This is a genomic window from Maribacter sedimenticola (assembly GCF_900188415.1).
GTDB lineage: Bacteria > Bacteroidota > Bacteroidia > Flavobacteriales > Flavobacteriaceae > Maribacter > Maribacter sedimenticola.
In genome coordinates this window covers 1,090,453-1,104,008 of sequence record NZ_FZNV01000001.1, presented here as the reverse complement: position 1 = coordinate 1,104,008, position 13,556 = coordinate 1,090,453, and the positions used below count along the sequence as shown (strand labels likewise).

Annotated in this window: 11 protein-coding genes; 4 read left to right on the top strand and 7 right to left on the bottom strand. The window is 38.0% G+C overall.

Annotation, left to right across the window (positions count from 1 at the left end):
• Positions 1–29: 29 nt before the first annotated feature.
• From uxaC to CHB68_RS04550, 3 genes are all read left to right on the top strand, one after another.
• The gene (gene uxaC, locus CHB68_RS04560; RefSeq protein ID WP_089259639.1) at positions 30–1,427 is read left to right on the top strand and encodes a glucuronate isomerase; all 1,398 of its coding nucleotides are present in this window, start codon (positions 30–32) and stop codon (positions 1,425–1,427) included.
• Between the two features lie 245 nt (positions 1,428–1,672).
• A complete protein-coding gene (locus CHB68_RS04555; protein WP_089259638.1) occupies positions 1,673–3,721 on the top strand; it encodes a tetratricopeptide repeat-containing sensor histidine kinase in 2,049 nt (682 codons plus the stop codon).
• A 150-nt stretch (positions 3,722–3,871) separates the two neighbouring features.
• A complete protein-coding gene (locus CHB68_RS04550; RefSeq protein ID WP_262494221.1) occupies positions 3,872–4,705 on the top strand; it encodes a DMT family transporter in 834 nt (277 codons plus the stop codon).
• Positions 4,706–4,769: 64 nt separating this feature from the next.
• Here the strand turns inward: CHB68_RS04550 and CHB68_RS04545 are convergent, their stop codons facing one another.
• Positions 4,770–4,958, bottom strand: a complete 189-nt coding sequence (locus tag CHB68_RS04545) for a hypothetical protein (protein ID WP_089259636.1) — start codon at positions 4,956–4,958, stop codon at positions 4,770–4,772.
• A 267-nt stretch (positions 4,959–5,225) separates the two neighbouring features.
• Between CHB68_RS04545 and CHB68_RS04540 the strand changes: the two genes are divergently transcribed.
• A complete protein-coding gene (locus CHB68_RS04540; protein ID WP_089259635.1) occupies positions 5,226–5,762 on the top strand; it encodes a lipid-binding SYLF domain-containing protein in 537 nt (178 codons plus the stop codon).
• A 52-nt stretch (positions 5,763–5,814) separates the two neighbouring features.
• Here CHB68_RS04540 and CHB68_RS04535 read toward each other — a convergent pair whose 3' ends face one another.
• From CHB68_RS04535 to CHB68_RS04510, 6 genes are all read right to left on the bottom strand, one after another.
• Positions 5,815–6,633 (bottom strand): SDR family oxidoreductase, encoded by an 819-nt coding sequence (locus CHB68_RS04535; RefSeq protein WP_089259634.1) that lies wholly within the window; start codon positions 6,631–6,633, stop codon positions 5,815–5,817.
• 153 nt (positions 6,634–6,786) lie between these two features.
• Complete coding sequence (locus CHB68_RS04530; protein ID WP_089259633.1) at positions 6,787–8,406, bottom strand: sodium:solute symporter; 1,620 nt, start codon at positions 8,404–8,406, stop codon at positions 6,787–6,789.
• 8 nt (positions 8,407–8,414) lie between these two features.
• A complete protein-coding gene (locus CHB68_RS04525; protein ID WP_245838793.1) occupies positions 8,415–9,521 on the bottom strand; it encodes an aldose epimerase family protein in 1,107 nt (368 codons plus the stop codon).
• Positions 9,522–9,615: 94 nt separating this feature from the next.
• A complete protein-coding gene (gene araA / locus CHB68_RS04520; protein ID WP_089259632.1) occupies positions 9,616–11,115 on the bottom strand; it encodes an L-arabinose isomerase in 1,500 nt (499 codons plus the stop codon).
• Between the two features lie 24 nt (positions 11,116–11,139).
• Complete coding sequence (locus tag CHB68_RS04515) at positions 11,140–11,841, bottom strand: L-ribulose-5-phosphate 4-epimerase (RefSeq protein WP_089259631.1); 702 nt, start codon at positions 11,839–11,841, stop codon at positions 11,140–11,142.
• 4 nt (positions 11,842–11,845) lie between these two features.
• The gene (locus tag CHB68_RS04510) at positions 11,846–13,519 is read right to left on the bottom strand and encodes a ribulokinase (protein WP_089259630.1); all 1,674 of its coding nucleotides are present in this window, start codon (positions 13,517–13,519) and stop codon (positions 11,846–11,848) included.
• Between the last annotated feature and the right edge of the window lie 37 nt (positions 13,520–13,556).

The following is a 13,556-nucleotide window of genomic DNA, read 5'->3' as shown; positions in this document are numbered from 1 at the left end:
ATAATTCCAAACTAATTAATTGAAAGACCATGAGCAATTTCTTAAACAGTAATTTTTTACTTGAAAATAAATTTTCTCAAGAATTATATCACGATTATGCGTGTAAAATGCCCATTATAGATTACCATAACCACTTACCGCCAGAGTTAATTGCCAATAATAATCAGTTTGATAACCTCACCAATGTTTGGATAGATGGTGACCATTATAAATGGCGTGCAATGAGAACGTTGGGTATTAAGGAAGATTATATTACCGGTAATGCTTCTGACGAAGAAAAATTCTTGAAATGGGCACAAACGGTACCCTATACCATGAGAAATCCACTATACCATTGGACCCATTTGGAACTACAGCGATACTTTGGAATAGATGAATTACTTACCTCAAAGAGTGCACATAGTATTTACAAAAGCGCCAATGAACAATTAAAAGAAGCCAATTATAGCACCCAAGGGCTTCTAAATACCATGAATGTGGAATTTTTGTGTACAACAGAAGATCCAACGGATAGTCTGGACTACCATAAGATCATTGCAAAAAGTACATTTAAAACCAAGGTCAGCACAGCCTTTAGACCAGATAATGCCATACATATAGATGCTCCATCATTTACTGAGTACATTGTAAAACTATCAGATGTTTCAGGTGTAGTTATTAACTCCTTAGATACCCTGAAGGAGGCCTTACGTAAAAGAATACTCTATTTTCATGAACATGGATGTAGGATTGCCGATCATGGACTGTCTCATATGTATGCATCGGAATTTAGTGAAAACCAGGTCAATTCCGTTTTAAAAAAGAAACTGGACGGTAAATCTATTACCGAAGATGAGATACATATCTTTAAAAGCGCTGTGCTTATGTTCCTCTCCAAAACCTATCATGAATTGGGCTGGGTACAACAATTTCATTTAGGGGCATTACGTAATAATAATACCCGTATGCTCAACCAATTGGGACCAAATACGGGGTGGGACTCCATAGGTGATTGGTTACAGGCGGAACATTTGTCCAACTACTTAAACCAATTGGATGGGCAGGACCAATTATGCAAAACTATTATCTACAACCTCAACCCAAGGGATAATGAAGTGTTTGCCAGTATGATCGGTAATTTCAATGATGGCTCCTTAAGGGGTAAGGTACAATTTGGTTCCGGATGGTGGTTTTTGGACCAAAAAGATGGCATGACAAAGCAGATAAATGCCCTATCAAATATTGGGCTTATTAGTTGTTTCATTGGTATGCTGACGGACTCCAGAAGCTTTCTTTCATTTCCCCGTCACGAATACTTTAGAAGAATTCTTTGTAATCTATTCGGCACAGAAATAGAAAATGGGGAACTCCCTAATGATATGGAATGGATAGGGAGCATGGTTCAAGATATTTGCTACAATAATGCAAAAGAATATTTTGAACTTTAATAAAGTATATTTTTAAAAGCTGAACGTTTAAGGAATAGCCATAAAAGGAAATTGCGTACAATATATCTTAATTGTATTGTCGTGTTTTAATCCAAAAATCACCCAGCAAAGACATATTTGACAAACACTCCATATACATAATTGTAGGTTTTTACCTACAATTATATGCTGTTCAACAACAATAATTAAGCATATCCCTTCAATTTTTTTACTTTGGACCAAGTTTAAAACCGAATCATCACAAGATGTTCTATACTATAATTTGGTATCGCCCCCCTTTATTTGTCCTATTGTTGCTGTTTTGTATTATCCCTATCGGCAACTTACCGGCGCAAACCTCAGAAAAGGATAGTTTATATCAGCAAATACAGGCATATCAAAAAATTAAGAATTACCAAAAAGATACCGCGTATATTAATCTGTTATATACGTATGGTAGAAAATTAAGTTATTATAATTTGGATAGCCTTTTAATTATATCCAATTCATCAATTAAGTTAAGTAAATCTATAGGCTATAAATCTGGGGAAATACAAGGTTTAATAAATCTAGGTAGCTATTATTCTGAAATAGGCGAACAGGATAATGCCATTGCCAAATTCCATACCGCTAAGGAAATGGCAGAGCAATCCCAAGATTTAGAACTGGCATTTAGGTCAAAAAACTTATTGGCCATAGAATACGAATACAAAGATGAATATGCCAAAGCCCTTAATGAATACCTAGAAGGAATTGAACTTGCAAAAACCTCAAAAAACAATACCTGGCTCACCACATTTTATGTAAACACATCACATTTATACAGTGTACAGGAAGATTATGAACAATCTATCTTCTTTTTAATAAAAGCCACAGAAATCAATAAACAGGGTAATGACGACAAAATTACTGCTATGACCCTTGCAAATTTGACTGCATCATATATAGAGATAAATGATTTAAACAATGCTACTAAAAGTGTAGATGAAAGCATTACCATACTTGAAAAATTAAACTATACGGAATGGCTCACTTTTGCCTATGAATTAAAAGCGGACATATACTTAAAACAACAAAAACATGATGAGGCTCTTCAATGGTTTATGAAGAGTGAAAAAATTCATGTTGACATTGAACAGCCAAGATATAAGATTCCTTTATACACAGGTATTTCAAAAGCTTATATAGGACTCAAAAATTATTCGCTGGCGAAAACATATGCAGAAAATTCCTTGGCAATTGCAGAGCAATTAAATATTCTTGATAACCAACAACAAAATTTACAATTACTCTATGATATTAATAAAACAACCAACAATACAACAGGTGCCCTGCACTATTTAGAGCAACTTAAAAAAGTATCGGATACCATAAATGAAAACAAAAACGAAAAGGAATTAAGAATATTAAAGTCCACTCTTAAATTTGACCAGGAAAAAGAACGCTATCTTGCTGAAAACGAACAAAAAGTAACCCGTCAAAAATATTACTTTTATGGTGCTCTATTGGCGGTAATGGCAGCCCTGATCATAATTTTTATTCTAAAAAGAAATAATAAAGTTCAAAACCGGTTAAACATAGAGCTCAAGAAAAAGGAAAAACATCTTAACCATGCCAACAATACAAAAAGTAGGTTGTTTTCCATTATAGCCCATGATCTTAGAGGCCCCATTAGTTCATTCAAATCCATGTTCAATCTCGTAGGATCAGGTGAAATCAGCACGGAGGATTTTATGAGTTTTACACCTCAAATGAGTAAGGATATAGACAGTATTTCATTTACGCTGAACAACTTACTTTCATGGGGACAGACCCAAATGGATGGTATGGTCACCAATATGGAGATAACCAATATAAAAGAAATTGTTGATGAAAATATATCTCTTCTTTCCAAAACCGCAATTCAAAAGTCCATTGTCATACATTCCAAGGTAGAGGACAGTGTCCTTACTTGGTCAGATAAAAACCAAATTAGTATCGTTATTAGAAACTTGACCAGCAATGCCCTTAAATTTACACCGGAGAACGGTGATATAATTATTGGAGCAACTGAAAAAGAAAAGCACTGGGAAATTTATGTTAAGGATACCGGTATAGGGTTATCCAAAGAAGCCCTAAATAAATTATTCAAAAAGGATGAAACCTTTACCACATATGGCACCAACAATGAAAAAGGCACAGGACTTGGTCTAGTGCTATGTAAAGAAATGATTGAGAACAATAAGGGCAAAATCTGGGTAGAGAGTACACTTAACGAAAGTACCTGCTTCTATTTTACGGTACCAAAGGCAAATTCCCAAATTGCGAATAGCTAAATATTCTATATGGTCTATGACGTTTAATATCGTGATTACCCGTACATAAATTCCCGTAAGTTGCAAACAACACAAAAAAACAACCGTTTTGTAAGCTTTTAAATATAGTTTTGCCCTCAAGCAGAAATTCTATCGTATTAAATACAAGGTTTGAGGAAAGCAATATTTTACATGATCATTAGTACCTTTTCATTTAGTTTAATGAATTCGTTCGTAAAGTATCTTAGTGATTTCCCAACTTTTGAAATTGTTTTTTTTAGAGCGGTAGGCTCATTGGTATTAGGCACTTCCTACATTTTGGTAATGGGAATCCCCATCTTGGGAAATAAACGAAAATTAATGGTTATGAGAGCTTTAGCCGGTCTTACCGCTATGAGCCTCTTTTTCATGTCATTACAATATCTACCTGCTGGTACTGCGGTTTCTTTACGGTATATGGCCCCAATATATGCAGCTATAATCGCTGTTTTTCTTTTAGGGGAGAAATTAAAAAATGTGCAATGGTTCTTGTTTTTACTTGCCTTTAGCGGTGTTTTGGTTTTGAAAGGTTTTGATAAGGAATTAAATTCTACCGGCCTAGTATTGGTCTTATCGGCCTCGGTATTTAGTGGTTTGGTGTATGTTTTGATACGTAAAATTGGAAATAGTGACCATCCATTGGTAATTGTAAACTACTTCATGTTCATTGCAACCGTAGTAGGGGGATTACTTTCTATAAAAGATTGGATTTTACCAATAGGGTTAAATTGGATACGCTTGTTGAGCTTAGGACTATTTGGGTTTTTTGGACAAGTATTCATGACCAAAGCTTTCCAAATTGCAAAGACCAATATGGTAGCCCCATTAAAATATATTGAAGTCATTTTTACCATTTTGATCGGTGTAACTTGGTTTGGCGATGTCTATACCTTATGGAGTTGTGTAGGTATACTTATGATCGTTACGGCCTTGGTGGCCAATGTTATTGTCGGCAGAAAAACCTGAGAACAAAAAAACTACCGATAATAAATCATCGGTAGTTAAGGGTAAATGGTCAGTATTTATTCTATTATTTCCTATATCCCTGTTCGGCTAAGCTATTATTGCCGTCATTTAAGGAAGAGAAAATTACTTCAGTAACTTCTTGTTCAATTTCCGCAGCATTATTATAATAAAATAATGCGGATAGTATAATTGCCATTAATACTATGCCATTGGCTATCATTTTGGAATCAATACATCTCTCCTTATTGCACATAATACTTTCTTATTAGAGTAAGTAATTTAGAAATTTTAATTTTAATTAACAAATTTTTAAGAAAATTGAGGCTTACCAGTTTTAATTATTTGAGCATACGTTTTAAAATAATGTTAAGTGAAATGTTAATATTATAAGAGATTTAACAGTTAAAAAAACTTCTAATGAATACCATTAAATATCGTTGGAAAAACGTCAATAAATGAGTGAAACAGGCTATACTTTTGAATTTGTAAAATGAATGTATAATTATAAAAGATAGAACACATGAAAACATTAAAAACAATAACAAGTAGTCTATTATTATTTTTGGCTATTGGTTTACATGCTCAAAATGATAAGGACCAAAAAATCATCGCAGACGCCAATGATGCCAAGGACAAGCTAATGACCATGGAAGTAGGCCTAGATCAATTTTTTACCAGTTCCGCAGGGTATGTCATTTTTCCTAATGTAGGTAAAGGAGGCCTTATTATTGGTGGAGCCTCTGGAAATGGTGTGGTTTATGAGAATGGAGACATTATAGGAATGGCAGATTTGAAAAAATTAAGTGTTGGCTTACAAGCAGGTGGACAAGCTATTACAGAAGTCATCTTTTTTGAAACTGCTGAGGACTTGGCAGAATTTAAGGAAGGGGATTTTGAATTTTCTGCAGAAGCGTCTGCCGTTGCCCTAAAGTCCGGAGTAGCCTTAAATGCAAAGTATAAAGATGGTGTTGCCGTTTTTGCCCTACCTAAAGCTGGTTTAATGGCCGATGCTTCAGTTGGTGGACAAAAGTTTGATTTTACTCCTATAATGAAGTAATTTCGATTTTTATCATTTGAAGTAAAGCCGCCCAATTGGGCGGCTTTTTTTATTATCCGTTTGCGGTAAAGCCTGGGTAACAGGTCATACCACCATCTACGAAAATGGTAGTCCCATTGATATATTCAGATTCATCAGAGGCCAACCAGCTGGCAACACTTCCAATATCGTCCGGTACACCAATTTGTTTGTAGGGTATTAATTTTAGCATGCCCTCCCTACCTTCCTTGGTACTCCAAACATCTTTATTGATATCCGTTTTAATTGCTCCCGGTGCTATAGAATTGCATCTGATTTTATCCGGTCCGTATTCCTGGCAGATAGTTTGCATCAACATGACCAAACCTCCCTTAGAAGCTGCATAGTTAGCATGACCGGCCCAAGGTATAACCTCATGTACCGAACTCATATGAATAATTTTACCTAGGGATTTCGAAATTTCCGGACGCATTCCCCTTCTTTTAAATTCAATAATGGCTTCCTTGGCACAGAGAAACTGACCCGTTAGGTTTACGTCAATAACGCGTTGCCAATCCTTTAAAGGCATTTCATGCAGCGGATGGTCTAACTGCAGACCGGCATTTGCCACACAGACATCAACCGTTCCATATTCGGCTATGGTTTTCTTGAACATTGATTGCACCTCTTCTTCTTTACTGACATCGCATTTTATCACTATAGCGTTGCCGGACAAGCTATTTTGGGTAATCCAGTGAGCGACTTCTTCCGCTTCTTCCCTACTGCTATGGTAATTGATTACGATATTTGCTCCTTCTTGGGCCATAGCCTTGGCTACCGCTTCTCCAATACCATCACTAGATCCGGTGACGATACAGGTTTGCCCCTCTAATCTTTTATTTGGTTTTTGCATGAGTCTACATTTTATCTATTAAAAGTATACCCTATTAAATTGATTACTTGTCCCAAATACAAAAATTTGTAGCACACGTTGTAGGTTAACAAAAAAATGACAGTAACCACCTTTTATGGGTTACTGTCAATCTAGAAATTGATAGGAAAAAAGTTATTTCCCGTTAAAGAATATCATAATACCTATTACGATAAGGACAATGATAATGGAAACGGTAATGTCTACCCAATTATAACTGCTTTTGTTCTTATTTTTTTCCTCCTCGGTTATCGTGCCAAATGTGAGGTTAACAATTTGTTCCTTATCAGGAACTTCGGTCAAAAGACTAACCACAACCATAAATATTAAACAGAACAAAAAGAACCATGCCCCAAAGCTTAGGAAATTCATATCCCCTAGATAGAACAAGATTCCATCTGGATCCAAATTGCCTTTGACCAACTCAAGCGCAATTCTACAAAAGGCGACCACAATACCCATTACCAGTGTAGAAAAAGCACCTGTAGCATTGATTCTCTTATAGAATATCCCTAATAAAAATACTGCAGTAATAGGAGGCGCAATATAGGATTGTACACTTTGTAAATATTCATAAAGTACGCCAGATATATTGGCCATGATAGGTATCCAGATAATTCCAATGATCACTACAAATACCGTTGCGATCTGGCCTGTTCTTACCAACTTTTTTTCCGGTGCATTGGGCCGTAACTTTTTGTATACGTCTACCGTAAACAAGGTAGAACATGAATTAAAAACAGAAGCCAGGGAACTCATTAAAGCTGCCAAAAGTCCGGCTGCTACCAGCCCACGTAATCCAGATGGCAACAAATTACTCATTAATACAGGAAAGGCTTCATCTGCACTTTCCCAATGCAATTCCCCACGCATTTTTAAAGTTAAGGCGATCACTCCAGGAATCAAGAACAGGAACACGGGCAAAAGTTTTAACAATGCGCCAAAAATGGTTCCCCTACGGCCTTCTTTAATGTTTTTTGCCGTTAATGTCCTTTGCACGATATATTGGTCCGTACACCAATACCAAATACCTACAATTGTACTGGTAATGAACAATGATGGCCAAGGAAAATCTGGATCGGTTGCAGGTCTCCACATATTAAAATATTCCGGCCCCAAGGTGTCTACCATACTACCCCATCCACCAACTTTATCCAAGCCTATGAATGTCAATACTGCGGCACCCACGACCAATAAAATGGCCTGTAATGTCTCTGTATAGACCACGGCTCTCATACCTCCTAAAACGGTGTAGACACCGGTAAGGACCACTGTGGCAATAGCACCGGTCCAAAAATCTATTCCCAACAAAGCGGAAACTACTACCCCACCAGCATAAATGGTTACGGATATTTTGGTCAGCACATAGGCAACAATGGAAAATATGGACAAAACCCATCTTGATCGGGCGTCAAAACGTTTTTCCAAAAATTCAGGCATGGTAAATACGCCGCTTCGTGCATAGAAAGGGAGAAATATCCAGCCCAACATTAAAACTACCCACGCGTGAATCTCATAAATCAATAAGGGTAACTTGTTACTTGCTCCGGTACCGGCCAGGCCTACAACATGTTCAGATCCAATATTGGATGCAAAGATTGAGGCACCGACCACAAACCAGCCCACATTTCTACCGGCCAGAAAATAATCTTCGGTATTGTTTTCCTTTTTTCTGATGACCCATACCGCTACCCCAACGAGTAACAGAAAGTATAGGGATATACTGATCCAGTCAAAATTGTCTAATTGTTGCATGGTAATGGTTATTTAGTATAAAATTTAAATGTGGTCTTGGTTTTATATTTATCGTCCGGTGTTAAAGTTACGGCAGGAAAGTTAGGTTGATTGGGCGAATCCGGATAGTGCTGTGTCTCTAAACAGAAACCGCTTCTTTTAGCATAGGTACCCCCATCTGGGCTTGGCAATGTTCCGTCCAGAAAGTTACCCGAGTAAAACTGCATTCCCGGTTGGTCGGTTAACACTTCTATGGTTCTCCCGGTTTCCGGATGGTGCGCAGTTGCTACGGAACGATACCCTTTATCCACATTATTCAATGCCCAACAATGGTCATAACCACCACCCAGGGCAATTTGTTCGTTTTCTGCATTGATACCCTCACTAACCAATTTGGCCGTTCTAAAATCAAAAGGCGTTCCATCTACAGATGCCAATTTCCCTGTTGGGATCAGCGACCCATCCACAGGTACAAATTGATCGGCATCTATCTCTACTTCATGATCAAGAATAAGCTGTGAAAAATCGCCCGAAAGATTAAAATAAGAATGCTGTGTAAGGTTTACTATGGTCGTCTTGTCCGTGGTGGCTTCATACAACACATCCAAACTATTGTCAGCATTTAACGTATAGGTAACCGTTGTATTTACATTCCCCGGAAAGCCTTCTTCCATATCCTTGCTCAAATAACTAAGTTTCAAGGAAGCTGAAGACTCATTGACCTGGGTACCTTCCACTGTCCACACCACTTTGTCAAAACCTACCAGTCCTCCATGCAAATTATTCTCGCCATTATTTTTGGCCAAAGTATATTCGGTATCATTGAGACTAAACTTGCCTTTTGCAATACGGTTGCCATAACGCCCGATCAAGGCACCAAAAAAGGGGTTGTTCTCTTCATATTGCGCCAAATTGTCGAAACCCAAGACCACATTCTCCTTACGGCCTTCCTTATCCGCAGCTTTTATGGAAGTAATACGGCCACCATAGGTAATGATAGCAACCTCAATACCCTCTTTATTGGAGAGCGTAAATTCCTCTACTTCATCACCAATTTTTGTAACACCGTAATCTGCCTTAGAAATGGTAATAGGATTCGAAGTTGTTTCATCGTCATTTTTATGATCGGTCTTCATTGTTTTTTCTTTACAGTTAACGTTACACACAATTATGCTAATCAGCACAAATAAATAACTTATTTTAATAATTGGTCTCATAATATATGGTTTGTCATAGGTTGTTTTTAAATAAATGATAATATGCCTCATTGGCATTAAGTTGATTTTTAAATTCCCTAATTGTTGTGTTTTTATCTATCACCACTAATTCTATCCCTGCCATATCTGCAAAATCCTCCATAAATTCCGTGGTCAAAGCCTGGCTATAAACTGTATGATGGGCCCCACCAGCAAGTATCCATGCCGTTGCTGCAATTTCCAGATTTGGATTTGCATCCCATAATACCCTTGCCACAGGCAAATTAGGCAATTTCCCCATGGGTTCCACAGCATCAACTTCATTGACCACAAGACGGAACCTGTTACCTAAATCTACCAAGGAAACATTAATGGCCGGACCGGCAGGGGAATTAAACACCAAACGAACGGGGTCTTCCTTACCTCCTATTCCCAACGGATGTATTTCGCAAGAGGGTCTGGCATCTGCGATAGAAGGACAAATTTCCAACATATGGGAACCCATGACATATGCCTTTTGTGGAGTAAAATGATACGTATAGTCTTCCATAAAAGAAGTACCGCCCACCAAACCGCTGGCCATTACTTTCAAGGCCCTTAGCAATGCCGATGTTTTCCAATCCCCTTCTCCACCAAAACCATAACCATCTGCCATGAGACGTTGCGTAGCAATACCTGGTAATTGTTTTAGCTCCCCAAGATTTTCAAAGGTATCTGTAAACGCTTTAAAGCCACCTTCATCCAAAAATTTACGAAGGCCCAATTCTATTTTGGCGGCATCGATTAATGATTGTCTTTGAGTTCCTCCCGCTTTTAATTTATCACTTAACTCATAACTCTCTTCATATACTTTCACTAAAGCATCTACCTCATCTTGGGTAAGTGTATTCATATGTTTAACTACATCAGAAGAATCATAGCCATTGACAGAAAAACCAAAACGTAACTGTGCTTCGACCTTGTCACCATCGGTCACGGAAACCTCTCTCATATTATCACCAATACGCGCAACGTTCAGGTTTTGAAACTCATCCCATCCCATGGCTACACGTGCCCAATTGCCCAATTTCTTTTGTATTCTATCTTCTTGCCAATGACCAACAATAATTTTTCTATTCTTGCGCATACGGGTCATCATATGGCCAAACTCACGGTCACCATGAGCGGATTGGTTCAGGTTCATAAAGTCCATATCTATGGTTTCCCATGGTACTTCAGCATTGAACTGTGTATGCAAATGACATAAGGGTTTATTCAATACGCTTAAACCTTTGATCCACATTTTCGCCGGGGAAAATGTATGCATCCAAGTAATGATACCGATACAATTTTTAGTGGAACTTGCCTTAAGACAGATATCCGTTATCTCCATTGGAGATTTTACCGTTGGTTTATAAATAATTTTTACCGGTATTTTGCCCGAAGCATTAAAGCCTTCCACAATTTTTTGGGAATCTTCAGCTACTTGTCTAAGCGTATCTTCCCCATATAAATCTTGGCTGCCCGTAACAAACCATATTTCCTTGTTAAGCATAATAATTTTTATAAAGTGTTATAGTTATTGACCGTAATAGGCATTTTTACCATGTTTACGTTCGTAGTGTTTCTTGATCAATGCCTCTTTAAGGCGAGGTGCGTTAGGATTGATTTGAAGGGTCAGGTAGGCCATTTGCGCAACAGTTTCCAATACCTTGCTATTATATACCGCTTTGGCCGCGGATGTTCCCCATGCAAACGGACCATGGTTTCCAATAAGAATCATTTCTACCTCGTTGGGCGATAGATTTCTTTCCTTAAAACAATCTATAATCTGTATACCTGTATTATGTTCATAATTGCCTGCTATAAGCTGGTCGTTCATAGGTTTTGCACAAGGTATATCAACGGTTAAATGATCCGCATGTGTGGTACCAAATATGGGAATATCTTGTTGTGCCTGTGCCCAAGCAACCGAATATGTGGCATGCGTATGGGCTATACCACCAATATGGTTCCAATTTTTATATAAATAAGCATGGGTCTTGGTATCCGATGAAGGTCTCATACTCCCCTCTACAATAGTATTCTCATAATCTAGGATTACAATATCTTCCGGTCTTAATTTTTCGTAGGGTACTCCGCTCGGCTTAATTGCAAAAACACCATTATTTCTATCAACAGCACTAACATTACCAAAAGTGTAAATAACCAAGCCTAAATCATTAAGCTCAATATTTGCTTCAAAACATTCCTCTTTTAACGCTTTGTATTTTGAACTCATAATGCTACTTTTTTTTTATGGATGATTCAATGAATTCTCCCAGTTCAGTATACGAATCCATCAAATTGCCAAAGGCATCAATGGTATCCTCTTGTGGATAATATTCCGCTTCAAAAGCACTCCCCATATGAGCACTTGCTTCTACCACATTTGAATAGATTCCTGATGCAACCGCTGCATAAATAGCGGCACCCAAAGCAGGTGCTTGATCGGAGGCAGCTACTTTTATAGGCATATTCATGACATTTGCTAGGGTTTGCATAATATAGGGTGATTTTCTGGCAACCCCACCAATTCCGATGACCGAATCTATTTGAACTCCTTCTTCTTTAAATCGGTCGGCAATTTTTTTGGAACCAAAACAAATAGCGTTTACCAATGCCTTAAATATATGTGGCGCCTTACTCCCTAACGATAAATTTGAAATTGCACTTTTAAGATTTTGGTCTGCATCTGGCGTTCTTCTACCATTTATCCAATCTAATGCTGTTGGTATACTTTCAGATAATGGAATAGCTTCGGCCGCGTCGGATAATTTTCTAATGAAGTCATTTTCAATTTCATTTTTCAAATCAGCTTTCTGCTGTTCCGATAAAATATTAGATGTCATTACCAGATTATCAATTGGCCAATCCAATACATCTTTAAACCAAGCCAGTAAATCGCCAAAAGCGGACTGGCCGGCTTCTAACCCTACTAATCCCGGTATCACCGAACCATTGACCTGACCACAAATACCTTTTATAGTTTTACCGTCTATATCCTTGTCCGTAGCCACCATGATATCACAGGTGGATGTACCCATAACGCGTACAAGGGCGTGTTCATTGATTTTAGCACCAACGGCTCCGGAATGTGCATCGAACGTGCCCACTGCGATAATCGTATCTGTTGTTAAACCAAGTTTATCTGCCCATTCTTTACTTAATTGGCCTGCAACCTGATCAGAGGTAAACGTTTCATTATATAGGCGGTCTCTCAAATCTGCCAAATATGGGTCTAATTGTTCCAAAAATTCTTTAGGGGGAAGTCCGCCCCAGCTTTCATGCCACATGGCTTTATGTCCTGCGGCACACCTACTGCGTTTGAACGTGGCCAAATTCTTGTCCTCAATTAGCAAATAGGTCATGAGATCACAGTGTTCCATCCAGGTATAGGCATGGTTTTTAACCCCCTTATCTTCCTTGACCACATGCGCAATTTTAGCCCAAAACCATTCTGATGAATAAATACCACCAACGTATTTTGTAAAGTCCTCGCCGCCCCATGTAGCACTAAGTTCATTTATGCGTTCTGCTTCTGTAATAGCAGTATGATCTTTCCAAAGTACCATCATCGCATTAGGGTTTTCAGTGAAACCATCTACCAAGGCCAATGGCTTACCATCTTTGGTTACCGGTACCGGTGAAGAGCCCGTAGTATCTATACAAATACCCTTTACATCACTTGGATTCACCTTACTTTGGGAAACAACGGCTTTTATAGTGATTTCCAATCCTTCTATATGATCTAAAGGATGCTGCCTAAATTGATTGATAGATGGGTTGCAATATTGCTGTTCTGCCCATCTTTTGTACCAATGGACCTTAGAGGCAATCTCCTCTCCGTTACTTGAATTAATAAGTACGGCCCTAACGGAATCTGAACCATAATCCAAGCCTATTACATAACCTTTCATTCTCACTTTTAAATTTTAGGCTATAAATATACTATTT

What these genes read in the sequence shown, in the direction of transcription:
- uxaC (WP_089259639.1), top strand. Translation starts at nt 30, where the DNA reads ATGAGCAATTTCTTAAACAGTAATTTTTTACTTGAAAATAAATTTTCT.
- CHB68_RS04555 (WP_089259638.1), top strand. Translation starts at nt 1,673, where the DNA reads ATGTTCTATACTATAATTTGGTATCGCCCCCCTTTATTTGTCCTATTG.
- CHB68_RS04545 (WP_089259636.1), bottom strand. Translation starts at nt 4,958, where the DNA reads ATGTGCAATAAGGAGAGATGTATTGATTCCAAAATGATAGCCAATGGC.
- CHB68_RS04540 (WP_089259635.1), top strand. Translation starts at nt 5,226, where the DNA reads ATGAAAACATTAAAAACAATAACAAGTAGTCTATTATTATTTTTGGCT.
- CHB68_RS04535 (WP_089259634.1), bottom strand. Translation starts at nt 6,633, where the DNA reads ATGCAAAAACCAAATAAAAGATTAGAGGGGCAAACCTGTATCGTCACC.
- CHB68_RS04530 (WP_089259633.1), bottom strand. Translation starts at nt 8,406, where the DNA reads ATGCAACAATTAGACAATTTTGACTGGATCAGTATATCCCTATACTTT.
- CHB68_RS04525 (WP_245838793.1), bottom strand. Translation starts at nt 9,521, where the DNA reads ATGAAGACCGATCATAAAAATGACGATGAAACAACTTCGAATCCTATT.
- araA (WP_089259632.1), bottom strand. Translation starts at nt 11,115, where the DNA reads ATGCTTAACAAGGAAATATGGTTTGTTACGGGCAGCCAAGATTTATAT.
- CHB68_RS04515 (WP_089259631.1), bottom strand. Translation starts at nt 11,841, where the DNA reads ATGAGTTCAAAATACAAAGCGTTAAAAGAGGAATGTTTTGAAGCAAAT.
- CHB68_RS04510 (WP_089259630.1), bottom strand. Translation starts at nt 13,519, where the DNA reads ATGAAAGGTTATGTAATAGGCTTGGATTATGGTTCAGATTCCGTTAGG.